This is a genomic window from Pseudomonas sp. GW704-F2 (assembly GCF_059423025.1).
The window spans coordinates 82,684-108,773 of record NZ_JBWKXO010000009.1; the positions used below are offsets into that span (position 1 = coordinate 82,684).

The 26,090-nt window shown below is 55.6% G+C and carries 23 protein-coding genes and 2 pseudogenes; 16 read left to right on the forward strand and 9 right to left on the reverse strand.

Features of this window, described 5'->3' with window-relative positions:
* Positions 1 to 34 precede the first annotated feature (34 nt).
* From AC07W0_RS10215 to AC07W0_RS10240, 6 genes are all read left to right on the forward strand, one after another.
* Positions 35 to 1,159 carry an acyl-CoA dehydrogenase family protein gene (locus tag AC07W0_RS10215; RefSeq protein WP_014338835.1) on the forward strand — a complete coding sequence of 375 codons (1,125 nt, stop codon included), beginning with the start codon at positions 35 to 37 and terminating at the stop codon, positions 1,157 to 1,159.
* A 24-nt stretch (positions 1,160 to 1,183) separates the two neighbouring features.
* Positions 1,184 to 1,735 carry a glutathione peroxidase gene (locus AC07W0_RS10220; RefSeq protein ID WP_014338836.1) on the forward strand — a complete coding sequence of 184 codons (552 nt, stop codon included), beginning with the start codon at positions 1,184 to 1,186 and terminating at the stop codon, positions 1,733 to 1,735.
* A 2-nt stretch (positions 1,736 to 1,737) separates the two neighbouring features.
* Positions 1,738 to 2,598 (forward strand): pantoate--beta-alanine ligase, encoded by an 861-nt coding sequence (panC, locus tag AC07W0_RS10225; RefSeq protein ID WP_102617432.1) that lies wholly within the window; start codon positions 1,738 to 1,740, stop codon positions 2,596 to 2,598.
* A gap of 88 nt (positions 2,599 to 2,686) precedes the next feature.
* Positions 2,687 to 3,544 (forward strand): cache domain-containing protein, encoded by an 858-nt coding sequence (locus AC07W0_RS10230; RefSeq protein ID WP_014338838.1) that lies wholly within the window; start codon positions 2,687 to 2,689, stop codon positions 3,542 to 3,544.
* Between the two features lie 6 nt (positions 3,545 to 3,550).
* Positions 3,551 to 4,756: an MFS transporter gene (locus AC07W0_RS10235; RefSeq protein ID WP_014338839.1), complete on the forward strand. Its 1,206-nt coding sequence runs from the start codon at positions 3,551 to 3,553 to the stop codon at positions 4,754 to 4,756.
* Positions 4,757 to 5,006: 250 nt separating this feature from the next.
* Entirely contained in the window at positions 5,007 to 5,573 is a 567-nt protein-coding gene (locus AC07W0_RS10240; RefSeq protein WP_232925609.1) for a TetR/AcrR family transcriptional regulator, read from the forward strand.
* A gap of 68 nt (positions 5,574 to 5,641) precedes the next feature.
* Here AC07W0_RS10240 and AC07W0_RS10245 read toward each other — a convergent pair whose 3' ends face one another.
* Genes AC07W0_RS10245 through AC07W0_RS10260 form a run of 4 tightly spaced genes read right to left on the reverse strand, consistent with a single transcriptional unit; the run spans position 5,642 to position 9,716 of the window.
* Positions 5,642 to 6,154 (reverse strand): integrating conjugative element protein, encoded by a 513-nt coding sequence (locus tag AC07W0_RS10245; protein ID WP_102617431.1) that lies wholly within the window; start codon positions 6,152 to 6,154, stop codon positions 5,642 to 5,644.
* Between the two features lie 46 nt (positions 6,155 to 6,200).
* Positions 6,201 to 7,589 carry an efflux transporter outer membrane subunit gene (locus AC07W0_RS10250; RefSeq protein ID WP_102617430.1) on the reverse strand — a complete coding sequence of 463 codons (1,389 nt, stop codon included), beginning with the start codon at positions 7,587 to 7,589 and terminating at the stop codon, positions 6,201 to 6,203.
* Complete coding sequence (locus AC07W0_RS10255; protein WP_256580820.1) at positions 7,586 to 8,755, reverse strand: HlyD family secretion protein; 1,170 nt, start codon at positions 8,753 to 8,755, stop codon at positions 7,586 to 7,588. The genes AC07W0_RS10250 and AC07W0_RS10255 overlap by 4 nt, the downstream gene beginning before the upstream one ends.
* Before the next feature lie 7 nt (positions 8,756 to 8,762).
* Entirely contained in the window at positions 8,763 to 9,716 is a 954-nt protein-coding gene (locus AC07W0_RS10260; RefSeq protein WP_177429286.1) for an MFS transporter, read from the reverse strand.
* A gap of 332 nt (positions 9,717 to 10,048) precedes the next feature.
* Between AC07W0_RS10260 and AC07W0_RS10265 the strand changes: the two genes are divergently transcribed.
* Positions 10,049 to 10,333, forward strand: a complete 285-nt coding sequence (locus AC07W0_RS10265; RefSeq protein ID WP_013692858.1) for a hypothetical protein — start codon at positions 10,049 to 10,051, stop codon at positions 10,331 to 10,333.
* A gap of 149 nt (positions 10,334 to 10,482) precedes the next feature.
* Here the strand turns inward: AC07W0_RS10265 and AC07W0_RS10270 are convergent, their stop codons facing one another.
* A complete protein-coding gene (locus AC07W0_RS10270) occupies positions 10,483 to 10,677 on the reverse strand; it encodes a hypothetical protein (RefSeq protein WP_013692859.1) in 195 nt (64 codons plus the stop codon).
* Between the two features lie 521 nt (positions 10,678 to 11,198).
* Between AC07W0_RS10270 and AC07W0_RS10275 the strand changes: the two are divergent.
* The 7 genes and pseudogenes from AC07W0_RS10275 to AC07W0_RS10305 all read left to right on the forward strand — a co-directional run.
* Positions 11,199 to 11,405 (forward strand): annotated as a pseudogene (locus tag AC07W0_RS10275) (IS3 family transposase); the annotation flags it as partial.
* 659 nt (positions 11,406 to 12,064) lie between these two features.
* Positions 12,065 to 14,191 carry a transcriptional regulator NosR gene (gene nosR, locus AC07W0_RS10280; protein ID WP_371918414.1) on the forward strand — a complete coding sequence of 709 codons (2,127 nt, stop codon included), beginning with the start codon at positions 12,065 to 12,067 and terminating at the stop codon, positions 14,189 to 14,191.
* 65 nt (positions 14,192 to 14,256) lie between these two features.
* Positions 14,257 to 16,194 (forward strand): TAT-dependent nitrous-oxide reductase, encoded by a 1,938-nt coding sequence (gene nosZ / locus AC07W0_RS10285; protein WP_013692874.1) that lies wholly within the window; start codon positions 14,257 to 14,259, stop codon positions 16,192 to 16,194.
* Between the two features lie 56 nt (positions 16,195 to 16,250).
* On the forward strand, positions 16,251 to 17,522 hold the full coding sequence (locus tag AC07W0_RS10290; protein ID WP_102617442.1) for a nitrous oxide reductase family maturation protein NosD: 1,272 nt from the start codon (positions 16,251 to 16,253) through the stop codon (positions 17,520 to 17,522).
* Entirely contained in the window at positions 17,519 to 18,442 is a 924-nt protein-coding gene (locus tag AC07W0_RS10295; RefSeq protein ID WP_014338849.1) for an ABC transporter ATP-binding protein, read from the forward strand. The genes AC07W0_RS10290 and AC07W0_RS10295 overlap by 4 nt, the downstream gene beginning before the upstream one ends.
* Positions 18,439 to 19,269 carry an ABC transporter permease gene (locus AC07W0_RS10300; RefSeq protein ID WP_014338850.1) on the forward strand — a complete coding sequence of 277 codons (831 nt, stop codon included), beginning with the start codon at positions 18,439 to 18,441 and terminating at the stop codon, positions 19,267 to 19,269. The genes AC07W0_RS10295 and AC07W0_RS10300 overlap by 4 nt, the downstream gene beginning before the upstream one ends.
* Before the next feature lie 24 nt (positions 19,270 to 19,293).
* Complete coding sequence (locus AC07W0_RS10305) at positions 19,294 to 19,803, forward strand: nitrous oxide reductase accessory protein NosL (protein ID WP_014338851.1); 510 nt, start codon at positions 19,294 to 19,296, stop codon at positions 19,801 to 19,803.
* A gap of 122 nt (positions 19,804 to 19,925) precedes the next feature.
* Here the strand turns inward: AC07W0_RS10305 and AC07W0_RS10310 are convergent, their stop codons facing one another.
* Positions 19,926 to 20,240 (reverse strand): c-type cytochrome, encoded by a 315-nt coding sequence (locus AC07W0_RS10310; protein ID WP_041475993.1) that lies wholly within the window; start codon positions 20,238 to 20,240, stop codon positions 19,926 to 19,928.
* Positions 20,241 to 20,977: 737 nt separating this feature from the next.
* Between AC07W0_RS10310 and AC07W0_RS10315 the strand changes: the two are divergent.
* Together AC07W0_RS10315 and AC07W0_RS10320 are read left to right on the forward strand one after the other, a co-directional pair.
* A pseudogene (locus tag AC07W0_RS10315) lies at positions 20,978 to 21,289 on the forward strand (nitric oxide reductase activation protein NorD); the annotation flags it as partial.
* Between the two features lie 37 nt (positions 21,290 to 21,326).
* Positions 21,327 to 21,683 (forward strand): hypothetical protein, encoded by a 357-nt coding sequence (locus AC07W0_RS10320; RefSeq protein WP_047296634.1) that lies wholly within the window; start codon positions 21,327 to 21,329, stop codon positions 21,681 to 21,683.
* A 187-nt stretch (positions 21,684 to 21,870) separates the two neighbouring features.
* Here the strand turns inward: AC07W0_RS10320 and AC07W0_RS10325 are convergent, their stop codons facing one another.
* The 3 genes from AC07W0_RS10325 to AC07W0_RS10335 are packed head-to-tail and all read right to left on the reverse strand — an operon-like array spanning position 21,871 to position 26,087.
* Entirely contained in the window at positions 21,871 to 23,889 is a 2,019-nt protein-coding gene (locus tag AC07W0_RS10325; RefSeq protein ID WP_102617429.1) for a nitric oxide reductase activation protein NorD, read from the reverse strand.
* Positions 23,890 to 24,705, reverse strand: coding sequence for a CbbQ/NirQ/NorQ/GpvN family protein (locus AC07W0_RS10330; RefSeq protein ID WP_094989999.1), 816 nt, complete (start codon positions 24,703 to 24,705; stop codon positions 23,890 to 23,892).
* A gap of 14 nt (positions 24,706 to 24,719) precedes the next feature.
* Positions 24,720 to 26,087 (reverse strand): cbb3-type cytochrome c oxidase subunit I, encoded by a 1,368-nt coding sequence (locus AC07W0_RS10335; RefSeq protein ID WP_102617428.1) that lies wholly within the window; start codon positions 26,085 to 26,087, stop codon positions 24,720 to 24,722.
* Positions 26,088 to 26,090 lie beyond the last annotated feature (3 nt).

The following is a 26,090-nucleotide window of genomic DNA, read 5'->3' on the forward strand; positions in this document are numbered from 1 at the left end:
TGCCCACAACAAGAATCGATCTGGAGTAAGCAAAATGCGTGGCGTATTTCGAGAAGACCACAACATGTTCCGTGATCAGGCCCGCCGCTTCGTCGACCGCGAAATCGTGCCTTACCTGCATGAGTGGGAAAAGAACGGCATCGTTCCCAAGGAGGTTTGGCTCAAGGCCGGCGAGAACGGATTGCTGTGCTCCACGGTGCCAGAAGAATATGGCGGCCCCGGAGGTGACTTCGGTCATTCGGCGGTGATGATCGAAGAGCTGGCGCGAGCCAACGCCACTGCCGTGGGTTTCACCACCCACTCGGAAATCGTAACGCCTTATATCGTGGCCTACGGCAGCGAAGAGCAGAAGCAGCAATGGCTGCCGCGTATGGTCAGTGGTGAATTGATTGGCGTGATCGCCATGAGCGAACCGGGGATCGGCAGTGACCTGAGGGCCATGCGCACCTCGGCGCGGCGCGACGGTGACGACTACATTGTCAGTGGCCAGAAGACCTTTATCACCAACGGTGGGAATGCTGGCCTGGTGGTCACTGCCACCAAGATTGACCCCGCGGCCAAAGAGTTGACCTTGATCTGCGTCGAAGAAGACCGTGCCGGCTTCGCCAAGGGACGCCTGCTGGAAAAGATCGGCCTGAAAGGGCAAGACACCGCCGAACTGTTTTTTGATGAAGTCCGGGTGCCTGTCGGCAATCGTTTGGGCGAGGAGGGCATGGGGTTCAAATACCTGACCCATCAACTGGCCTGGGAGCGCCTGATTATCGCGATCCGTGCCGCGCAATCGATCGACACGCTGCTGGAGGAAACCATTGGTTATACCCGTGAGCGCAAGGTCTTCGGCAAACCGGTGCTCGACTTCCAGAACACCCGTTTCAAACTCGCTGAAGCCAAGGCCCAGGCCACCATGTTGCGGGTGTTCGTTGACGACTGCCTGACCAAGGTGATGCGCGGTGAGTTGACGCCTGAAATCGCCGCGATGGCCAAGCTACTGGGGTCGGAAATGCAGGGCAAGCTGCTCGACGAGTTCCTGCAATTGCACGGTGGTTATGGCTTCATGAGCGAATACAAGATCAGCCGTGCCTGGGTAGATGCTCGCGTTGCTCGGATCTACGGCGGCACCTCGGAAATCATGAAAGAAATTATCGGCCGTACCCTTTGAAGTACTGCCGCAGGAGGCAATCAGATGAATAACTCCCTTTATGACATTCCTTTGAAAAAAAACGATGGCAGTGCCAGCCGCCTGGGCGACTACCAGGGCAAAGTTCTGCTGGTGGTCAACGTCGCTTCAAAATGCGGCCTGACCCCGCAATACGAGGGGTTGGAAAAGCTGTACCAAAGTAAAAAAGACCAGGGGTTTGAGGTGTTGGGTTTCCCGGCCAATAACTTCAGGGAACAGGAGCCGGGGAGCGACGCGGAAATCGTCGAGTTCTGTTCGGTCAACTATGACGTCCACTTTCCGTTGTTCTCGAAAATCTCGGTGGTCGGCGCGGATCAGCACCCTCTCTACACTCAACTGACTGGCTCGCAACCTGAAGCCATCGGTGACGGTCCGTTCCGTGAGCGGTTGAAGGGATATGGCATCGAGTCGGCCAACACCACGGACGTGCTGTGGAATTTCGAGAAATTTTTGATCGACCGCCACGGCGCGGTGGTTGCGCGTTTCGCTCCGGACGTTACGGCGGATGACCCTCGGTTGCTTGACGCGATAAATACACAGTTGGCCAAAGAGGCTTAGGCGTGCAGACGGTCGACACAGTGAGTGCACTTCGCGCGTTGGTAACCCGCGCGCGCAGTGAAAACAAGAAAGTCGCTCTGGTGGCAACCATGGGCAATTTACATGAGGGTCATATAGCCCTGGTTCATTGGGCCAGGCAGCGGGCTGATTATGTGGTCGCGAGTATCTTCGTCAATCCACTCCAGTTCGGGGCGAGTGAGGATCTGGCCGGCTATCCTCGGACGCCGGAGGCGGATCGAGAGAAACTGGTCGACGCTGGCTGTGATGCGCTATTTGTCCCGGCTGTCGAACAGATCTATCCCGAAGGAATGCTTAACCAGGCCATTGTTAGTGTGCCGAACGTCTCCGAAGGTTTGTGCGGTGCAGCGCGCCCAGGACACTTCGATGGCATGGCTACGGTCGTTGTCAAATTGCTGAATATCGTTCAGCCGAGCGTCGCGGTTTTCGGGGAGAAGGACTATCAGCAGTTGGCGGTCATTCGTTCAATGGCCAGGGATCTCAATATGACAGTCGACATTGTCGCTGCTCCGACCATTCGAGCCCCGGATGGGTTGGCGTTATCTTCCCGCAACGGTTATCTGACCGATAGAGAGCGTGCCATTGCTCCAGTGCTTTATGCATGCCTGCAACAAATGGCGGCGTCTATCCAGGTTGAGGGTCGGGTGGCTGAGGGCCAGTTGATGGAATGTCGTCGACGTATAAGCGACGCCGGTTTTCAGCTGGAGTACTTTGAGGTCAGGAATGCCCAGAATTTAAATCCTGTGACAAGCACTGATACTCATTTTGTGATCCTGGTGGCGGCGCGCATCGGTAAAACGCGACTCATCGATAATTTGACGGTGGATCTTCGCCTGGGTGACTGAATTAACCATCACGGAATGCATCACCACACAGTCCCAAGGGGGGCCTCAGTCCATCGTGAAAACAGAAAGATCACCAAAGGAAACGACAGTGGGCCTTTATCGAGCATTCGCTGCGCTTTGCCTGTGTTTTGTCTCTCTAGTCGGCGTTGCTCAGCAAGCCCCAGCGGATGCCTATGGTGCCGACACCCAGCGTGCCAAAGCCTTGCTGGCAAAAGCTGTCGCCGAGTACAAAGCCAAGGGCGACACAGCGTTAGCCGAGTTCAGCCGGCAGGGGGCCTATGTCGATGGTGAGCTGTACATCTACGTGGTAGATACCTCCGGTGTAATGCTTGCGAGCGGCGGGCCTTCAGTTTCACTGGTCGGCAAACCGGTGGTCAGCTTCCTGGACGACGACCTCAAAGCTGTATTCCAGCAAGCCATTTCACAGCCAGATGACGGCGTTGTGCATAGCGCCGAATACCGCTGGTGGAACTGGCAACACGCCAAGGTCGAGCGCAAACGGGTGTTCTATCAGCGTGTGCAGGATCGGGTGATCTCCGTGGGTTACTACATGCCACGGTCGAGCCCGGAACAGGCACAACAACTGCTGCGCCAAATCTCGGGGCAAGTTGCCAACGACGCTAAAACCACCTTCAGCCTCATTAATCAGCACGATAAGCAGCTCACCCGGGATGATCTTTATGCCTTTGTGGTGGACCTGAAAACCCAGCGGTTTGTCGCTCACGGTTTTTCGCCCCGGTTGATCGGCACCGACTTCAAGTCATTGCGCTCAACCGACGGCAAGCCTATTGGCGAGGATATTCTCAAGCAGATGAGCGCCCATGAAACAGGGGAGATCGCCTATCTGTGGCGCAACCCTATGACCGGGCAGAACGAATACAAGAGGACTTTTCTGCAGCGGGTGAACGGGTACATCGTCGCCGTGGGCTGCTATGCAATCAAGTGATCAATGATGGGTGATATCGGTGTTTTGAGCCATGGCAGCGACAAGGCGACCCGTAGCCATTGGATGATTCTGTCCATTATCAGCTTCAACTTTATCTCGTACGTATGCAGTGGCTTGCCGCTTGCTGTGTTGCCGGGCTACGTCCTCAATGACCTGGGCCTGCCCTCGGTTTTCGCGGGTGTGGTGATCAGCTCGCAGTACCTGGCGACGCTCCTGACCCGCCCCTTGGCTGGTGGCGTGGCCGATCGCCTGGGTGCCAAATACGCGGTGGTGTGTGGGTTCAGTGGCTTGATGTTGAGCGGCACCCTGACTGCGCTCGCCATTTTCCTGCACACCCAACCCTGGTTGACCCTGACACTATTACTGCTGGGGAGGTTGGTGTTGGGGGCGTCCACAGCCATGATTTCCACGCCCTGCTGCACCTGGGCCATCGGGTTATGCGGTGCCCCTCGGGCAGCACAGGTCATGTCGTGGAACGGAATAGCGGCTTACGGCGGCACGGCTGTTGGCGCGCCACTGGGTGTGCTGCTGCACAATTCGTTGGGTATCGCCAGTGTGGGGTTGAGCACCGTGTTGCTTGGCCTGATGTTCCTGCTTTTGGCTCTGGGCAAGCGGTCAGCTCCATTAGTGACAGGCGCCCGTCTGGCATTTTATCGAGTCCTGTTCGCCGTCATGCCAAATGGCCTGGTCCTGGTTTGCAGTTCGGTGGGGTTTGGCGGGCTGACGGCGTTCGTCGCACTGTTCTTCGACAGTCTGGGCTGGGATCACGCCGCCTACTGTCTAAGTGGCTTCGGGGCAGGTTTTATCGTTGCCCGATTGTCGTCGCCGGGAATACTGCAGCGATTCAGAGGGTACAAGGTGGTGGGTGGGTGCCTGCTTGTACAGACCTTGGGCATGCTGCTGATATGGCTCGCGCCGTCTCCTGCGCTGGCCATTGCCGGCGGGGCGTTGACCGGGATAGGGGTGTCATGGGTCTATCCGGGGCTAGGCGTGGAGACATTGGCGAGCACTCCGGCCGCGAACCGTAACTCGGCGCTCAGTGCCCTTTCAATATTTTTTGATATTGCAGTGGGGATCGCCGGCCCGGTGATGGGCCTGGTTGCCTCAGGTTTTGGCTATGCTGCGATATTTCTCTGTGCTGCACTGATGTCAGCAGGCGGGTTTCTAGTGGCGCTCTGCCTATGTTGGCGGAAGGGCCGCATACGCGATTGATACGGCTTGCTTAATGGCGTCCCTCTGTTTGACATGACTGATGCGCAAGTAAGCCCTTCGACGCTCTGAGAGCGCAGCGATCCACAGGCTTCCTGTTCGCGGCCTGCCTGGCCGACGATGTGATCGACTGGACGCCATGCCATAATGGAAAGCCCTCTCGATTTTGAAGATCATGACAGACTCACAGGCACCCGCCTCCCCGAGATACAAACGTCGTCCACAACAGATGCGTGGCCATGAGCGTGTCGAGATGATTCTGGATGCTTGTGCACGCCTCATGGTGGGGAAAGGTGTGCTCAGTCTGACCATGCATGGTATTGCCAAGGAAGCGGGTACTTCCATTGGGTCGCTTTATCATTTTTTTAGGGATAAGGAGGAGGTCCTGAGCGCATTGGGCCGTCGCCATATTGATGCGCTAGGCAAAATTGCCAGTGAGCTTCTTCTTATTGAACCCGCCACCTGGATTGGATTTAGTACGGCGGATACAGTTAAACATTTAGTGCTTCCATTGCTGGAGTATGTTGAGAAAAATCCTGATTTTCTGCATATGATCAGCCCGAATTTCTCTGCTGGCCAGCTTCAGGCTTCTGATTTACAGGTACAGCTCAAAGAAATTTATAGTCATGTTGTTATGTTACGCATTCCTAATGTCAGTACCGAAATGTGTGAAGTGTATGCGGTTGCAATGTTGGCGTTACCTGCTGGTCTTTGTCGCGCAGCATTTGAAAATGATAATTTTAAAAGTTTGCTTATTCTAAACGAGGCGCCACGCGCCTTGGTTGCATACCTTGAGGCAATAGAAAAGCAGGGCGCTTGATGAGATAGTCACCCCTGTAAAATCTAAACTTTCGCAGGGTGTTCTGTTTCGAAGGCCATTTCCTCGATTCACTGTTCCAGCGAGGTGGCAGTGACCAGGACTGGGTAATGCTTGATCTGCAAGCGTGTTGCGATGCTGTTGCCATTGAGCGGGAGAATGGTGATCCCGGGAGCGGCTGCGCGAATCCGAGCCAGAGCTTTTAAATCAGCCACTTCGACAGCCAGGCCAACTGTACCCAGCTCGCGCAGGACTGTGCCCCGCTCCTGAAGCCAAGCCAGTGACTTGGGATCGTCCCCCACCAGAAAGAAGGGCGGCAGGCCAGGCATGTCCAGGGTTCGAGGTGTGATCTTGCCTGGGCTCAACCGAGAACTGCTGATGGGTAGCATCCAGGCCTCATCAGATAGCAGGGAGACCTCGGCACGGAAAAGTCCGTTAGGTGTCCCTCCATTCATCTGAGCATCGAATACTCGAAGATCGGCTTGAGCGAAGTCGCCGGGCAGACCCTCAACAACTGTCAGTTCTGCTAGGGCGAAGGGTGTCAGTATCAGAATGAGACAAGAGGTGAGGGGGATTTGCTTCATGGTGATGGGACCTGTTCGACCGCGGGGTTCATTGCTGGGACCCTGTTCATTTTTCCGGCACCCATCCCCCTCCAAGCGCCTGATACAGAGAAATCACGTTCTTAAGCTGGTTCTCCCGAATCTGAATGGCTGACAATTCGGTGTTAAACAGATTGCGCTGAGCGTCCAGTACTTCAAGGTACGAAGAGTAGCCCCCTTGGTAACGATCCCTGGCGATTTCCAGTGAGCGAGCCAAGGTAACCCGGCGAGCATGCACTCGCGTTATCTGCTCCTCGAGGCGTTTGACGCCAGATAATGAATTTTCAACTTCACCAAAAGCTTTGAGCGCAGTGGCCCTGTACGAATAAGCCGCTTGATTGCGTTGGGCGGTGGCGACCCCGACTTGGGCTTCGAGTCGACCAGCGCTATAGATCGGTGCCAAGACGCTCGCCCCCAGATCCCAAACTTTGACTGGATCGAAATCCAAGGCATTTACATAAAGCCGTCCTATGCCACTCGACAGTTGCACTTGGGGGAGGAATTCGTCACGCCGTGCATCCAGCTTCAGGTCAGCAGCGGCGACCAACTGTTCGGCCTGCTGTATATCAGGGCGCCTGCGCAGCAATTGCGCGGGCAAGAGTCCTGGCACCGTGGGCGGTGTAAGGGTTTGAAGCTCTCGTCCCCGGTGTAGATCGCCCGGCAGCGTGCCGGTTAATAAACGAATGGCGTTCTCTTGCTGACGGATAGCCTGCTCAAGTTCGGGGATCATCTGTGCGGCAGATTCGTACTCAGACTGCGCCTGGGTAAGTTCCAGTTGCGAGGTGTAGCCTTCGTTTGCTCGATCCTCAGCGACACGCAATGCGTCACGGCGTGATTGTGCGGTATCTCGGGTAACCTTTAGCTGGGTGTCCAGGGACACCAGTGAAATGTAGGCCCGCACGGTGGTACTGGCCACAGACAGGCGAATGTTATCCCTGTCAGACTGGCTTGCCTGATAACTCATCTGCGCCGCGTTTTCCAAGGTGCGCAGGCGGCCCCAGAGGTCCAGTTCATAAGACGCCTGCAGCTCCGGTTGTATGGACCGCGTATGGGTGATGCCGGTAGTCCCCAAACTGCGATTGGTTTGTCCGCCGACCGAACCGTCCAGAGTCGGCAACAGCGCTGAGTGGGACAGCCTGATCTGCTGTCGGGCTTCTTCAACTCTGGATATGGCCTCTAGAATGTCAGTGTTATGGGCCAGAGCAGCCTCAACCAGGTCATTAATCGCTGGTTCATCGAACGTTTGCCACCACGTGCCGGATATCGGTGCGGGGACTCCGATGGGTGCGCGCCAGGCCGCCGGGGCAAATACTTTGGCCTCCTGGGGTGAGGCTGTTTTGACCGGGGCGCAAGCAATCAAGCCGAATGCGGCGCCTAACGACATCCACTGCAGGGCACCATACGCTTTGATATTCATGGCGCCGAACTCCGCTTCGAGGTGTCGCTGGTATCGACATGGGTGATCACCGACATGCCTGGACGCAGCCGGTGCAACAAGGGTTGCTCTGGATCCAGGACTATTCGAACGGGAATACGTTGTGCGACTTTAGTAAAGTTGCCTGTTGCGTTGTCCGGACGCAGGACGCTGAATTCCGAGCCGGTGGCTGGGGCCAAACGTTCGAGTCGCCCCGTCAGACGTGCGCCGTCCAGTGCGTCCACATCAAGGCTGACAGGTTGGCCCACTAGCATATGGTGAATCTGGGTTTCCTTATAATTGGCGATCACCCACAGTTGTTCCGGCACCAGGTAGAGCAGTTGCGAGCCCGCCGATACATATTGGCCAAGACGCACCGATACCTCGCTGAGAACGCCGTCGCGCGGCGCCCTGATCTGTGTATTGTCCAAATCGATCTCAGCCAGATGAAGAGCCGCTTGTGCGGTTCTGACCTGCGCCTGGAGCACCCCTCGTGAAACACGGGTGGACTTGACGGTCTCTTCTGCAATGTTGATGGCGGCTCGCGCTTTTTTGACGTTCGCACTGGCGGCCCGAGCGGTCGCGCGAATCTGGTCGCGTTCACGTACAGAGACCGACCCACGAGAGGCCAACTCGTTGACCCGCAGTTCGTCGGCCTGCGCACGGGCATATTCTGCTTGCGCCGAATAGAGTTCCGCCCCTCGAGAGGTGAGTGTCGCCTGGTCTGACGCCTGGGTTTGCACAGAGTTGTCCAGTTCTGCCTTCCGGGCGTCAAGGTCGGCCTGTGCTTGCTCGACTCGCTGGCGATAAATCCGATCATCGATTTGCAACAGGGTCTGGCCTCGACGCACAGCCTCGAAGTCGCGCACCAATACCTTTGCGACATAACCGTTGACCTGAGGTGCCATGACCGTTATCTGTCCCGGGACATAGGCGTTTTCAGTGGTGGTGATGGCGCTGTTGAAAGGCCAGAATTGCCAAGCGTAAAGAATCGCCAGAATACCCGCCAAAGCCACACCAATCATTATGAAAACCGTACCCCGTCGGGGCTTTATGATTTTTGGCGGGTCCTGGGCCGCACTGCCAGTATCTGCCACCGAGATGGAGTCTTGCGTCGCTGGATTCTGCGGGTTGTGCTGTCCGTTTCCGGCTTTGTCATTTCGGGTCATAAGAGGGTCACACAGTCACAGGATGGGTAATGTCGGGCTTGGGCTGTTCGGCCTTCTTTGCCGCCCGTGCGGCACGCACGGTGTGGAATAGCGACCAACTCAAGAAGCTGATGGTCAGCAAGCCGATAACACGAAAGACGTCATTGAATGCCAGCACATTGGCTTCACGGCTGGCTGCCTGGCTCAGTTGCGAGATGCCCTGGGCCTGACGTAGAACAGGGTCGGTCTGGGTCGCGCTGTAGATCTGGTTCTGGATCTGCAACCGCTGAGCCACCACAGGATTGGTCGGGTCGAGATGGCCATTGATCTGGCTCGAATGGAATTTTTCGCGCATCACCTGGAAAGAGCCGAAAGCAGCGGGGCCCGCCAACCCACCTATGCTTTGGGTGAGAGAGAACAGCACGGCAAAACTGACCATGTACTGCGGCCCGTTTTTCAAGGCGCTCATTACGCCAATCAGCATCAGCGGCCCCATGAACATCCCGGCTGCAAACGAGAGCAGTCCCTGGCTGAGGAACATATCGTGTGGACGCGTCAGATTGGTTGCGTCGGCGTCCATGAAGCTACCCAGGCCTATCAGGACGATGGACGTCAGGATCTGCGGAATCACCGCCTTCTGACTGAACGTCAGAGCGCTGGTGCACATACCTCCCAGCAAACCTGCAAGCATGACTGCATACAACGAATGCAGTTGGTCTGCGCCCATACCAAGTGTCTGTAGTAGTCCGACGGCGCCGAAGTTCTGTTCTGAGAGGATGAAGCGCAACATCATTGCGCCCATGGCGAAACGCAAAGTCTCCAATGATCCCAGCCAGCGAGTTTGCAGCAATGGGTTCTTGCGGTTGTACTCGATGATGAAGGCAGCGGTCAGCAAAATGACCGATGCGAGCAGCGCATACCCCATCCATAGCTGGCTGTTCCACCATTGCACGCGGCCCTGGGCCAGCACCGCAGCTATCAATGCCAGCCCCGGAGCAAGTAGCGCGAAGGTTACGAAGTCCAGCGATTCAAAGATTTTGATCCGCTCTCCCGGAGGCAGTTTGAGAACGACGACGGCGGCGAGACTGCACAGCGCCAGGCCTGCTTCAAAGACGTACAGTCGATGCCAGAACAGTGGTCCCTGGAATCCGCTCTCTATGGCTTAAATCGCCATTCATTAGGACTTGCTGAGGAGGGCGGGCTTCTGTGGGGTGTCGGTGGTTCCGTAGAAGGTTTATGCGGCGTCGACGGCCAAACGCCTTGCGTGCATCCCAAGGAAGGGCGGCACTTGTCCCGGAACGCAGAAATGACACGATGGCTGGCTCCTTGCTGGCCTTGGATGTGGTTCTCATTATAAATGACAACCAACCGTTGTGTGATGAACTGGTGAGCCGGCTGGAGGAGAAAATTCCAGCGATGGCGAAAGGCACGATTAATGCGGCCTATATCAATACGCTGGCGGCCGGACTCAGTGTGATGGAAGTCATGAATGGCGTGCTCGTTGATACAACGGCCGATGGTCAGCACAAGGTTATTCGAGTGGCCAAGCCCAAGCATAAGATAGCTTCGGGCAGGATTATCAAGGTGCGCCGCTTTTGATAACGAAAGATTGAGAGGGCCCGTATCTTCACGATGTCGCCGTGCAACACGCGGGAAGTCTGACACTTCGGCAAGTCCAGCCTTCCTGCTGAGCAGGATAACCGCCAAGCTCGCCGGTGCGTTGGGTCCGCTAATCAGTGCCTGGGCTCTCAGCTTAGCCAAGCCTGTTTGATGTGTCCGGCGTTCTCGCCGATCGTGTGAAGTGCCCCTCGGACGTTGGCGCCAATATCTGTTGTACTTTGGTTTTCTACCTTCAAGGTCAGTTCCATCACCGCAGCCTCCAGGGCTAGCTTATTTTGATATAGCCGCTCAAGAACATCAGAAAGTGAATATTCGCTGGGCATCGTTTTGGCTCCAATCGAGGACTCAAGAGCGTAGCAGCGGAAGGGGTGGAAACAAAGTGCGGTTGAATAAGCGAGCGGTAGGCGATGCTCGCGCTCTGCGTGATATAGCAAGGGCGCTGGTCGCGAAGGGTATCGATCCCCGCGATCAGCGGTGCCTTGAGCGCAATGCCAAGCTGTTGAACCGCAAAACACCTCCTGAGCGTCGTAATAGCGTTGATGTGCTGCAGATCCTCGGCCCTTGGGAGAGGGGCGCGGCACCACCCGAAGATGTTGCCGTCGTGCGCTGGGGTTCAAGCAATGCTGAATCGGGTTATGCCAACACCGTCGGTCTACCGTCGCCGGGCTTGAGAACGATCGCCCGTAACACATCTGAATGCTAACTTTGTGCCCATAGACTCACACCTCTACGCCATTGCACTGACCGATGGCACCGCGTGCTCCCTTAACCCTATCTATGCATCGGGATGAGTGGAGGGCCGGAGAGGTGCATTCTGCCGTCCAGGTTAGCCAGCCACAACCGCCGGCTTAGCCGAATCCGATTCGTGACCCCGGCCGAACGCCACCAAGGGTTGGACCGAAAGATCCTGGCGCGGCGTCATGTAGTGTACAAGCAGGCGAGGGAGAAAAATCCGGAGCGCTGGCCTGGCCAGACACGCAACTGGGAGCCGATAGGCACGGTGCTGCTGAACCCAGACCGGGAGCAGCCAGCTGAGAAAAGAGCTGCATAATTAGACGGTGACGCGACAACTACCTTGAAAAACGCCGGGAATGTGAGCGTGTCGTTAGCTTCCATGCCACAAAATGCTTAGCGTGCATGGGGCAGGTTTGGTTTCGCCACGAACATCATCGGTTTTGATCCGTCAGCTTTGACTGGCAATGAGTTATTTCCTAATCGTCTGAATATCGGTCTGATTCGCTATTTTCGGCATAGTGTCCATCTACGAATTTCTTGCGCACTGCAATTGAGCGGCTAATAGCTTGTAGGAACGAACCGCAAGAAGGGTTTATTTACCGCCTTAGTCAAAAATGCGATAAAAAATGTTCGAATTAGTGCTTTTGAGTACTCGCGTGTTGTCGTACGAAAGTGACTGTCGCGGGGGCTATAGGTGCTTCTTTGACGGATGACGCATCTTGCGTGGGTAACCTATTGTTTTGTAAATATTTTTTTTATATTTTTAGGGGAGCGCTGATAATGCGTTGTTTATTAAGCAACAAACTTGAAATGTTCATGTCTCTAGTCTAAGGTCAAGAAAAACTAGAGTAGAATAGTGCGGTGGAAAAGCGTGTTTTATACTTAATGCAAATTGGATGGCGCCGTTGTCGCATGGATAATTATAAAAAATTCGTCTCCAAATTCGTCTTGCTTTTCAGTCGTTTTGCCGTGCTTATGTGCATATTGCTATGCATTAGTTTTGTTACCTTGCAAGCTAAGGATTACGGTGGGATGGAGCAGCAGCGCATCAGCGAAGTGTTTGCAGGTAATGTAGATATTTCCGCGCCGGTGGATGAGTTTAAGGTGCGCGTCGTAAAGTCTGAAGGAAAAATCAAAGGTTACGTATTCCAAAGCCAAGATGTCGTAGATATACCCGCATATTCGGGTAAACCCATTAATATGCAGGTCATTCTTGACACTCAAGGCGTAATACTGGATGCATATGTATTGGAGCACCATGAACCAATTCTGTTAATCGGAATTCCAGTGGCGAAGCTCCACGCATTTGACGATAAATACAAGGGCATCAAAGCTGATCGACGGGTAGTCGTGGGTCGTTCCAGCGATCCAGAGACGGTGACAGTTGACGGGATCGCCGGAGCCACAGTAACCGCCATGGTGGTGAATGAAATCATCATGCGTGCGGCACATAAAGTGGCGGTGTCGTTGCAACTGATCGAGGACAACAGCGGCGTTAAGCAGAAACCTGCTGCCGTGCGTGAAGATTTTTTTAAGCCTGCCACCTGGGAGCAACTGACCGGCAACGGCGCAATCCGCCGGTTAAGCCTAACCCGCGGTCAAGTCGACGCTGCATTCAAGGGTACTGAGGCCGAGGGGGTTGACAATGCTCCGCCCGGACAGGAAGACGATACTTTCATAGAACTATACACCGCCGATCTGAACCCACCCGCCATTGGTCGAAACCTGCTGGGCGATAATCAATATCGCTTCTTGATGCAAGACCTCAAGCCAGGTGAGCACGCCATCGTAGTGCTAGGTCGTGGCCTCTATTCCTACAAGGGCTCCGGTTATGTGCGAGGAGGAATTTTCGATAGGGTGCAATTGCGTCAGTTCGGCAACATCATCAGCTTTCGCGACATGGACCATCAACGTTTGTCCGACGTGTTCGCAACGGGCATGCCCGAGTTCAATGAAATGTCCATTTTCATTGTTCGTGAGCCCGTCCGGTTCGATCCAGGATCGCCCTGGACCTTGGAATTGCTGGTGCGTCGCCAGACCGGCGCTGTCGGTGGTACCTTCAGCAGCTTCGAACTGCCTTACCAATTGCCAGAACAATACCTTTTGCGTCCGCCACCCACCGCTCAAGAGCTGGAGGCTATCGAGGTTGCCAATAGACCGACATGGGTCAATATCTGGTATCAGAAAGCCTTTCAGATCGGGGTTCTTTGCACGGCTCTGGCTGTATTGATGATTATCTTGTTCCTGCAAGATACCTTCACCAAGTACCCGCGTTTTCTCCACTGGTTGCGTCGGGCTTACCTGATGTTCACCGTCGTGTTCATCGGCTGGTATGCACTGGGGCAGATTTCTGTGGTTAATGTACTGACCTTCGCCCATGCTCTGTTCGATAACTTCCGTTGGGAATTGTTTCTTACCGACCCGATTGTGTTCATTCTTTGGACGTTCACCGCCGCCAGTATTCTGCTGTGGGGAAGAGGAGTTTTCTGTGGTTGGTTGTGTCCCTTCGGCGCGTTGCAAGAGTTGATCAACGAAGCCTCCCGCAAGCTGAAGATTCCCCAATATGAGCTGCCTTTTGCATTACATGAGCGCCTATGGGCGGTGAAGTACATCGTTTTGTTAGTGCTGTTCGGCATCTCGCTTGAGTCGATGACTACCGCCGAGCAATTTGCTGAGGTGGAGCCGTTCAAGACCGCCATCACCCTAAAGTTCGACCGCCAATGGTGGTTTGTGGCTTACGCAGGGGGGCTGCTGATCATCAACATTTTTACCCGCAAGATCTATTGCCGCTACGTCTGCCCGTTGGGCGCTGCATTGGCCATTCCTAGCAAGCTGCGTCTGTTCGACTGGCTTAAACGACGCAAGGAATGCGGCTCGCCCTGCCAACTATGCGCCAAGGAATGTGAAATCCAGGCGATTCACCCGGACGGTCATATCAACGTCAACGAGTGTCATTACTGTCTGGATTGCCAGATGACTTACCACAACGAAAACAAATGCCCGCCGTTGGTGCTCAAGAATAAGCGCAAGACGCGGGACAAACCGGCGCCGGTGCCAGAACACACTGAGTTGATTCCGGTGGTGCAGGTATTCAAGCCATGAATATCTAAGCTGGACGAAACATTGCGATTCTTGTTTTTTCACCCGCATCCAATGGAGCAGCAACCATGACTGACAACAAAACGAATGCTGATCATGAACCTAAGGAGGCAACGCAGGAATTTAAATCGCCCGGCCTTAGCCGTCGCGGTTTTCTCGGTACCAGTGCGCTTGCCAGCGCTTCGCTAGCCGGTGCATCGGCACTTGGCAGCGTGGTCTTCACCCGCGAATCCTGGGCGGCTGCGGCTAAGGATGCGCAGTCGAAAATTCACGTGGCGCCGGGTGAACTGGACCAGTATTACGGTTTCTGGAGCGGCGGCCATCAGGGCGAAGTGCGGATCATGGGGGTTCCATCGATGCGCGAGTTGTTACGCATACCGGTATTCAACGTCGACTCTGCCACCGGTTGGGGGCTGACCAACGAAAGCAAGCGGATACTGGGTGATAGCGCAAGATTCATGAATGGCGATTGCCACCATCCACACTTGTCCATGACTGACGGTAAGTACGACGGCAAGTACCTGTTCATCAATGACAAGGCCAACTCCCGGATCGCGCGCATTCGCCTAGACATTATGAAGTGCGACAAGATGCTTACTGTGCCCAACGTACAGGCGATCCATGGCCTACGGCTGCAAAAGGTGCCCCATACTCAGTATGTGTTCGCCAACGCTGAGTTCGTTATTCCGCATCCCAACGACGGTAGCACCTTCGACTTGCAGGATAAGAACAGCTTCACAATGTTCAACGCTGTCGATGCCGAGAAAATGGAGATGGCCTTCCAGGTGATCGTCGACGGCAACCTGGACAACACCGACGCTGACTACACCGGCAAATACGCCGCCAGCACCTGCTACAACTCCGAGAAGGCCTACGACCTGGGCGGTATGATGCGCAACGAGCGCGACTGGGTGGTGGTGTTCAACATCCCTCGCATCGAAGCGGCGATCAAGGCCGGCAAGTTCATCACCCTGGACGGTTCTAAGGTCCCTGTGGTGGATGGGCGCAAAAGCGACGGCAAGGATTCTGAATTTACCCGCTATATCCCTGTGCCGAAAAATCCTCATGGGCTCAATACCTCGCCTGACGGCAAATATTTCATCGCCAACGGCAAGCTCTCGCCTACATGCACAATCATTGCAACTGCCAAGCTCGACGATTTATTTGATGACAAGCTCAAAGACCCACGGGACGTGGTAGTCGGTGAGCCTGAACTGGGACTGGGGCCGTTGCACACCACCTTCGACGGCCGCGGTAACGCCTATACCACCTTGTTTATCGATAGCCAGGTAGTGAAATGGAACATGGAAGAGGCGATCCGCGCCTACAAGGGAGAGAAGGTCAACTACATTAAGCAAAAACTCGACGTGCAGTACCAACCCGGACATAACCACGCGTCGCTGACCGAAACCCGTGAGGCCGACGGCCAGTGGCTGGTGGTACTCAGCAAGTTTTCCAAGGATCGCTTTCTGTCGACCGGTCCGCTGCACCCGGAAAACGACCAGTTGATCGATATTTCCGGTGACGAGATGAAGCTGGTGCACGACGGCCCGGCCTTCGCTGAACCACATGACTGCGTCATGGCCCGTCGAGATCAGATCAAGACTAAAAAGATCTGGGACCGCAACGATCCGTTTTTTGCAGAAACCGTGGCTATCGCTGCGAAGGACGGAATTAAACTGGAGACTGATAACAAGGTTGTCCGAGAGGGCACGAAAGTTCGTGTCTATATGACTTCTATGGCCCCTGCCTATGGAATGCAAGAATTTACCGTAAAACAAGGCGATGAGGTTACTGTGACGATAACTAATATCGATAAGATTGAGGATGTCTCTCACGGCTTTGTCATGACTAATCATGGTGTAAGTATGGAGATTAGCCCGCAACAAACATCGTCGATAACTTTCATTGCTGACAAGCCCGGTCTGCATTGGTACTACTGCAGTTGGTTCTGTCATGCACTGCACATGGAAATGGTTGGGCGTATGAAAGTCGAGCGAGTTTAACGGCCCCCCGCGCTGCCAAGAAGGAAAATGCAGTGTCTAGGCATCTCTTGTTCAAGATGCGATGGGCGTTAACTCTATTTTCATTGATGTTAACGTCCCTCGCATATTCGTCGCCTCGGCCCATCACTGAATTGTTAATGCATGCAGAGGGCGCCAACCGCTGGAGACTTCCTTTAGGAGAATACAAAGGCCAATTTACTATTGAGCAATCTATGCAGATAGTTTGTGATAAAGGTGCGGTCTTTGACGCTGAAGGTGCTGGGAACGCGCTTTTTATCAGTGCGCCCGATGTGCGCGTCGAAGGCTGTACTTTGCTTAACTGGGGGCGCGATATGACAGCGATGAACGCTGCGATTTTCATCGGCCCTCAAGCGACAGGCGCGATGATACGCAACAATACAATGAACGGGCCGGGATTTGGTATATGGGTGGATAGGGCGCATGACGTTAGCCTGATTGACAACGATATTGAAGGCGACCCGAGCATTCGCTCCCAAGACCGCGGCAATGGGATTCATCTGTATGCCGTGCACGGCGCCAAGGTTATCGGTAATCACGTGCGACAGACCCGGGACGGGATCTACATCGATACCTCGAATGGCAACCTGCTGCAGGGCAATACTTTGGAAGACCTGCGCTATGGCGTGCACTACATGTACGCCAACGACAACCAGTTGCTGGGCAATACCACCCGCCGCACACGCACCGGTTATGCCTTGATGCAGAGCCGCAAGCTGACGGTGATTGGCAATCGCTCCGAGCAGGACGAAGGCTATGGCATCCTCATGAACTACATCACCTATTCCGAGCTGCGCGACAACTTCGTCAGCGACGTGCGCAGTGGTTCCGCCGATGGCGGTATGGTCAGCGGTGCCGAAGGCAAGGCGCTGTTCATCTACAACTCGCTGTTCAATGTCATCGAACACAACCACTTCGAGCGCAGTGCCGTGGGCATTCACCTCACCGCAGGCTCCGAAGACAACCGTATCGCCGACAACGCCTTCGTCGACAACCAGCAGCAGGTCAAATACGTTGCCACCCGCTTGCAGGAGTGGTCGGCCGACGGTCACGGCAATTACTGGAGTGATTACCTGGGCTGGGATCGCAATAACGATGCGATTGGCGACGTGATCTATGAGCCCAATGACAATGTGGACCGCCTGCTCTGGTTGTACCCGCAGGTCCGTCTGCTGATGAATAGCCCGAGCATTCAACTGCTGCGCTGGGTGCAGCAAAGTTTCCCGGTGACCAAGTCGCCAGGGGTCAAGGACAGCTATCCGTTGATGAATCTTCCGACCATGCCCCAGACACAGCAGCCGAACTTATGAACGCAGTCGACATTGAAGGGGTTAGCCAGCGCTACGGCAGCATGACCGTGCTGCACGATCTGACCCTGAGTCTGGGCGAAGGCGAGGTGCTGGGCTTGTTTGGCCACAACGGTGCGGGCAAGACCACGGTGATGAAATTGATCCTTGGCCTGCTCAAGGCCAGCGCCGGCCAGGTGCACGTACTGGGCTGCCGACCCGCACAAGCCGACGTGCGTCGCCAACTCGGTTACCTGCCGGAAAACGTGACGTTCTACCCACAACTCAGTGGTCGCGAGACCCTGCGCTATTTCGCCCGCCTCAAGGGCGCCGCGTTGACACAAGTGGACGAGCTACTGGAGCAGGTCGGTCTTGCCGGCGCCGCAGACCGTCGGGTGAAAACCTACTCCAAAGGCATGCGCCAGCGTCTAGGGCTGGCCCAGGCGGTTCTCGGTGAACCTCGCCTGTTGCTGTTGGACGAACCCACGGTGGGTCTTGACCCTATCGCCACCCAAGAACTTTACCTGTTGATCGACCGTCTGCGCCAACAGGGCGCGAGCATCATCCTCTGTTCCCATGTGTTGGCAGGTGTCGAAGTGCATATCAACCGTGCGGCCATCCTGGCCAATGGCTGCTTACAGGCGATCGGGAGTCTGTCCAGACTGCGAGAAGACGCCGACTTGCCGGCGCGAATCCGGGCCAGTGGTCTTTGCCGACGCGAGCAATGGTTGCAGCGCTGGAATGCCGCCGGGCACACCGCCACAGCGGTGGGCGGCAACGGGATCGAGGTGATGGCCGTCAATGGCTACAAAGTTGATCTACTGCGCCAGTTGTTCCACGAGGATCAACCGCAGGACATCGAGATACTGCAACCGTCCCTTGAGGACCTTTACGGCTATTACATGAGCCATGCAAGCGCCGCCACTGAAGGCACTCATTCATGACGCAGATTTGGAATATCGCCGCCAAGGAGTTCAGCGACGGCCTGCGTAACCGCTGGCTGCTGGCAATCAGTCTGTTGTTCGCCGTTCTGGCGGTGGGGATCGCCTGGCTTGGCGCGGCGGCCTCCGGGCAAGTGGGCTTTACCTCGATTCCGGCAACCATTGCCAGCCTCGCCAGCCTGGCGACGTTCCTGATGCCATTGATTGCGCTGCTGCTGGCCTACGATGCCATTGTCGGGGAGGAGGAGGGTGGCACGCTGATGCTGCTGCTGACCTACCCGCTGGGTCGTGGCCAGATCCTGTTGGGCAAGTTTGTCGGTCATGGCCTGATTCTGGCCTTGGCCACCCTGATTGGATTTGGTTGCGCCGCAGTGGCCATCGCCTTGCTGGTCGATGACGTCGAGTTGGGGCTGCTGCTCTGGGCGTTCGGTCGCTTCATGGTGTCTTCCACGCTACTGGGTTGGGTCTTCGTGGCGCTGGCTTATGTCTTGAGCAGCAAGGCCAGCGAGAAATCCAGCGCCGCCGGGATGGCATTGGGCGTGTGGTTTCTCTTCGTATTGGTATTCGACCTGGCACTGTTGGCGTTGCTCGTGCTCAGCAAGGGCCGGTTCAACCCGGACCTCTTACCGTGGCTTCTGCTGCTCAACCCCACCGATATCTATCGCCTGATCAATCTCTCTGGTTTCGAGGGCAGCGGTAATGCCATCGGTCTCATGGCATTGAGCAGTGATTTACCGGTGTCGATTTCGGTGCTCTGGCTCTGCTTGTTGCTCTGGGTCGGCGCTTTGCTGTTGCTGGCTTATTGGATGTTTCGCCGTCGGCTGACTTGATTCATTACGCTCGAGGCTATTGCGATGAACACTCTGTACCTGATCGGAACCCGTGCCCTGGTCATCATTATCTGTTTGGGGTTGGCGGCTTGTAATGATCGCGCAGAAGAAAAGCAAACCCTTGCGCCGGTGGCTTTCCATCAGAGCGACGAGTGTCATGTCTGCGGCATGGTGATCGCCGACTTCCCGGGCCCCAAGGGTGAAGTCGTGGCAAAAGGTTCAGTCAAGAAGTTCTGTTCCACCGCAGAAATGCTTGGATGGTGGCTTCAGCCAGAGAATCACCTCACTGAGGCGAAACTGTATGTGCACGACATGGGTAAAAGTGCCTGGGAGAAACCCGACGACCATTACTTGATTGATGCCACCCAAGCCTACTACGTCGTCGGGACCCGGCTCAAAGGTTCCATGGGCGTGGTCCTTGCGTCATTTTCCGAGGAGGCCGCCGCGCGCAAGCTGGCCAGCGAGCAGGGCGGCAGAGTATTGCGATTTGAAGACATCGATTTAACGCTTTTACAGCAAACGCCTGCGCTGTAACTGAGCCGCTTCCCTGAGTAGGGCTGTCTGAGGAACTTACCGAACCGACTCGCAGAAGAGAGCTGGACCCACTTCTGCGATTTTATTGGCGGTCGGATTGCGGTACCTTGCTTTAGCAAAAATTATTTGAGCGTCAAGATCCAGTCCGCCAACGTTTTCGCTTCTTCGTCTGTTACTTGGTTGGCCGGCATTGGCGCGGCGCCCCATTTTCCGGAGCTACCTTCCTTGATGCTTTTTACCAGGGTGGCCGAGGCATCAGCTTGTCCGGCATATTTAGCTGCGATCTCCTTATAACTAGGCCCGACTAGTCTCGCTTCGATCATGTGGCAGCCTACGCAGGGTTTGCTCTTGAACAGTGCTTCACCATCAACGGCTTGGGCTGGTTGAAGGTTCAGCAAAGTGCCGAAGATAAAAAGATGCATAAGTTTTTTCTTCATTTTTTATTTCCTCATCTGGGTGTGCTTTGCTAGTACCGCTTGTCAGTAATCTGTTCCGTTTTTTATCAATCAATACAGCATTCGCGCCGGTAAGCTTCGGATGCAGTGGAAAGTGTAGTTGAGGTTCCGAGATTTTCAAAAACTTCTGTCGGGATTTTCTGAGATATCGACTGCGGCATTCACTGAAGTATTTATGGTGTGATCGCTGCAATTGGTCGTTCAGATATGTGACATTTTAGCGAAACTCGATGTTCGGTACGATTTGTTAGTATTGTAAATGCCGCCCAAATTCACCATCCAGGATCTGGGCTTTTTCAGAAAAATATGCTTATAATTCAGTGGCTTGGATGCTAGCGTAACTCGAATTTCGCTTCGAATTTTGCGCTGAAAGTTCGGAGTTGTTCAAAAGGTTGTAATCAATGGCGTATGGTATAAATTCCAATTTTGCAGCTGTTTTTTATTTAAGGAGCTAAAATCCAGGCGAGCGCAGGGTGTTGAATTCAATGGCTGGTGTAATGACAGGAGTGATCAATTGCTGATAGGAGTTCTCCCATTGAACCCAACTGTTTTTTTTTTCACGCCATCTGAATTAACTGAAGGAGAAATGCATGGCGGTGGTATACGCTAGGCTCAATTAGCCGAGATGATCTATTGTTATTTTTCGAAGCCGATCTGGTGATTGCCACGCTGGTTTTCCTGGGTGCTGGATGGCGGACCGACTATCATGGTCGAAGACGGCAGGGGCCGCCATACGCCACGCCAGCACCTTACTGATGCGCGAAGCCAGCAGGAATAGTCTGCTATTGTTGATTTCCGATGGCAAACCTATGATATCGATCGATATGAGGGTCGTTATGGTGTAGAAGACATGCGCCAGGCAGTCACCGAAGCTGATTTGCAAGGCATCTATTCCTTCTGTTTGACTATCGACAGGCAAGCAGCAAACTATCCGCCTGCGGTATTTGGCGCGTCAATACGCCTTATTGCCCAGACCCGAGTTGTTGCCCGGCGTGTTGCTGAAGTGGATCAAAAGGCTGGTGATGGCTTGAGCTTCCACAATTCGCCTTCTCTTTGGAGAATCCTTTTATGCCTAGAGACAAGACCCCATCGTCGGTTGTTGCACAACAACTTCAGATGACGCTTTCGAGATGGGACGCTGAAGACACATCAAAAGCTTTTCCCACCCAAGGCACTCATGAGCTTCCCGAATTATCAAATACCGAGTTGGTTCACCTTCGTGTTCGTGTGATTGCTCTGGAAAATCTGGTTATCGCGTTGCTCGCCCAAGGGACGGATCAACAGCTTACGGTCGCCCGGGAAATGGCTGGCTACATTAGGCCTAGACCGGGTTTTACCCAGCACCCTTTGACGATTCATGCCGCATCCCAAATGGTCAACAGCGTCGACCGTGCAGTGAGATTTCGAAAGCTGTCGGAAATATGAGCACTGAGCGGCCTGGCCTGCGCGACAAAGCTTGCCCTGCATTCAAAGATTAGGTTTAGAAGTTATTGTGTGCGTCACCAATGGAATCAGGAAAGGCGCAGTCATGAAGTCATCTCCCCACTGACGGGAAACTCAGTCATGAGCCGAAAACCGCCTGCCATGAAAAACCTTGGCGGGCGTCTCTCGTTCACGCTGATACCAGTCGTTTGATCCAGTCCAGCAGCACCCTGGGTAGCAACTCGGGTCTGTGCAACAAGGCATATTGCCGCGAGCCGAATACCGCTGGCAGGTAGTTCGCCGCCTGGCGATCGATAGTCAAACAGAAGGGATAGATGCCTTGGAGCTTGGCTTCGGTTACGGCCTGACGCATGTCTTCGACGCCGTAGCGGCCTTCATACTGGTCAACATCGTTGGGCTTGCCATCGGAGATCAGCAATAAGAGACGGTGCGTGGCAGCTTCGCGCATCAGCAACGTGCTGGCGTGGCGCAGGGCGGCGCCGGCCCGGGTGTAGCGTTCCGGTTCGAGAGCCGCGATGCGCCGACCGACTTCAAGGCTGTAACGCTCATCGAAGGTTTTCAGAGTTCGGATCGTGACCCGCTGCGGCCCTTCGCCGGAAAACGCCATCACACTATAGGGCTCGCCCAGGCTCTCTAGCGCCAGGCAGACCAGCAGCAACGCTTCGCGCTCGACATCAATGACCCGACGATGGCAGGACAGCCAGCTGTCGGTGGAGCCGCTGACGTCGATCAGCAACATGATCGCCATGTTGCGACGGCCACGACGCTGGGTCAGATACACCGCTTGCGGCATGCTCAGGCCAGCGCGGGCCTCGGCGCAAGCGTCGATATACGCTTCCAGATCGATTTCGTCGCCGTCCCATTGTTTGCGTAGCCTGACGCGTTGGGCCCGCAGACTTTCGAATTGCCGACGGATGGCATCCAGCACCGGACGATGAGCATCAAGGGTTCGCTCAACCCATTGCTGCGGACCTTCCCGAACAGGACTCAGTTGCAGGGTCGCCCCCGGATCACGGTACACCTGGTGGTGATAATCCCACTCGGGATAGCTGATCGTGTGGGTTGCGAGGTCCTGTGCACGGTGCTGAAATCGGGTCCGTGGCGGGTCGAGGGACAGCAGCACTTCTTTCGGGCGACCTGCCGTCACCACCAGCCGGGCTTCGTTGAGTTCGGACAAAGACTCAGCGAAATCAGCCGCAGGGGTATCGGTATCCCGGTCGGTCGGGCGCTGCATGCCCATGGGGTCTTCGGCTTTTTCCAGCGGTTCGGCGGGTTGCACCATCCATAGGCCTTGTTCCTGATCGTCCTCATCGGCACAGGCCTCGCGCGCAGTGGGCTGACGTGTGAGGCGGGCACTGCGTGGCAGGGCATCGTCGGTGTCGATTTCACCGGGCGAGGGCGACACTTCCTCACCGGCCGACGGTTCGCGCAGGTCGCCGGTCCAGGCATCAAGGAGAAGCCTGTCTGCGCCGAGCCCGTGAGATTCTTCGCAGAGGAGGAGACGTTGCGCGAGTGCTTCTGACAGTTGCAGCGAATCGGCGGTGTGGGTGGGGGGCGCCAACTCTTCCAGAGGCGCGCCGCATTCACTGTTCAGCAGTAAACGCAGGAAGTTTTCCAGGGGGTGTCGCTGGCTGGGAAAGGCGTGAAGCGGTGGGCGGGTCGCCAGGGCATGCTGGCGCAAGTCATGGATCGAGGGCGCCAATCCCGGCAACAGGCGTATCAAATCCGCATCAGCCGCCCAAGCTTCGAGAAGTAGATAGACGCTGCGCTGCATCGGGTTGTCGAGGGCTGACAGGGCATTGGCGCTGCCTCGTTGGGCGCGCATCGCCTGTTGCAAGGCCAGGGCTCTATAGCACTCCAGGGTGAGCGGATTCTCGCTGCTTCCCAAATCCTGCGGTAGCCATATAGTCACGCCATCGGTCGCTGGGACGGCGCTTTGCTGACACGGCTTTTCGTGACGCACAAAAAGCTTCTTCAGCAGCGTAGGGGGCGAGGGCGGTTGCGCGACGCGCAGCGAATAGTGGGTGTTGAACACTGCCTTGATCAGCAAGTCGAGGTGTTGTGCGACATCCCCGAGGGTGACGATTTTTTCAGTTTCCGAGGGGGGGCGGTGACGACGCCACAACGCCTGTGCATACACCGTCGCGTGGCGTGCAACATCGGTAATGAGGTCCTCGGCTTCGGCCATTTAGATAAATGTCAGGTCGACGAGGTCGCGCATGGCAGCGACCAGTACCGCGTCGTCGGACAGCGGCGAGATCAATGCGACCCGACAGGCGATGGGCGCAGCAATGCCGCTGGTAATCAGTCGCGCAGTGGCAATCAACAGACGGGTACTGGGGACTTCCGCCAGGCCCCGGTCCTGCAGGGCGCGTAGTCGCTGGGCGAGGGTGACCAGCGCGTGGGCGATGGCGTAGTCGGTTCCACCTTCATGGATGACAATGGCGATTTCGCGCTCGGCCGGCGGGAAATCGAAATCCAGCGCCACAAAGCGCTGTCGAGTGCTCGGCTTCAAATCCTTGAGTATTCGTTGGTAGCCGGGGTTGTAGGACACCACCAATTGAAAGTGTGGCGAGGCTTCAACGATTTCGCCAATTTTGTCCAGGGGCAGAATGCGTCGGTGGTCGGTCAGCGGGTGCAGGACGACAATGGTGTCTTGCCGCGCTTCGACCACCTCATCCAAGTAACAGATAGCGCCTTCGCGCACCGCCCGGGTCAGCGGGCCTTCCGTCCAATGGGTACCTTGGTGACCGATCAGGAAACGCCCGACCAGGTCGCTGGCACTCAAGTCGTCATGGCAGGAAATAGTGATCAGCGGGCGCTTGAGACGCCAGGCCATGTGTTCGACAAAACGGGTCTTGCCACACCCGGTGGGTCCTTTGAGCATGACAGCCAGCTGCTGTGCATGGCATTGATCGAAGATCGCCACCTCGTCGCCGCTGGGCTGGTAATAGGGTTCAGCTTGCGGCGATGCGGGTTCTGCGGCCGACAGGTTCTGCTGCATTCGTGAACGATCAATCACAACGCTGCGCCCGACGCACGAGGCACCAGAACCGGATCGGATTCATCGACATTGAATTGCGGCGCATGGCGGAAAAAATCGAAGATAAACAGCCCGACACCCAGGCTGAACATCGACGCCGTCGCCACCAGCATCAGGAAATGCACCTGAATCTTCAACTGCACATCCAGATAGCCCATGCCAAGAATGCGTTCCAGGTACACCTGAGCAATGCCCGCAGTGGCAAATGACAGGGTCATGCCGAACATCCCTCCCAACTGCAGCCAAAATGCCCAATAACCGATACTGCTTTCTTCCACGGGACGACGGGTCATGCCTGGAAGTGCGTAGGTGATCATCGCCAGGACTATCATGGCATAGGCCCCATAGAAGGCCGCATGGCCGTGCATTGCGGTAATCAGGGTGCCATGGGTCCATTTGTTGACGTCGGGGAAGGTATGAGCCAGACCGAGGAGGCCAGCGCCAAACATGGTGAACAGGGCGCTGCCCATGGTCCAGTGCAAGGCCAGTTTATTGGGATGAGAGAGGCCGGAGCGGCGCATTGCGTTGTAAGCGTAGATCGCCATACCGACCAGCGCCATAGGCTCAAGTGCACTGAAGAAACCGCCCAATGGAAGCCAGTAATGGGGGACGCCGATCCAGTAATAATGGTGGGCGGTGCCAAGGATACCGGCAATGAACACCAGGCCGACAATCACGTACAGCCACTTCTCCATGACCTCGCGATCAGCACCGGACAGTCTGATCAGCAGATAGGCCAGAAAGCCGCCCTGGATCATTTCCCAGACACCTTCGACCCACAGGTGAATCGTCCACCAGCGGTAGTAGATCGATACCACGTAGTTTTCATAGTGCAGCAGCGCCGGCAGATAAAGCACGGCGGCACTGGCCAGCCCCAACAAAAGAACGCCTTCGGTGGCAGTGAAGCGCCCGGCTTTCTTGATGGTCATGCCGATGTTGTAGAGAAACATCAGCATGCAGATCACGATCACGATCTTGTGCGGCAGCGGTTGTTCGAGCAATTTGTTCCCGGTGCCATAACCGAACAGATAGCCCAGCACGGCGGTGACGCCCATGGCCGTCCACAACCCGAGCTGGATATACGCCAGTTTGGTGCTGTGCAACTCGCCACGGGACTCGTCCGGCACCATCCAGTAGGTTGCCCCCATGAACCCGGTCAGCACCCAGACGATCAACAGATTGGTGTGTATCGCCTTGGTGACATCAAAGGGCAACACGTCCAGCAGGGGATCCGGTCCGAGGTATTTAGCCGCCGAGAGCAAGCCGAATACCAGTTGCAGACCGAATAGCGCCATGGCGACGGCGAAGTACCAGTAAGCGACGGATTGAGATCTGTAACGCATGGT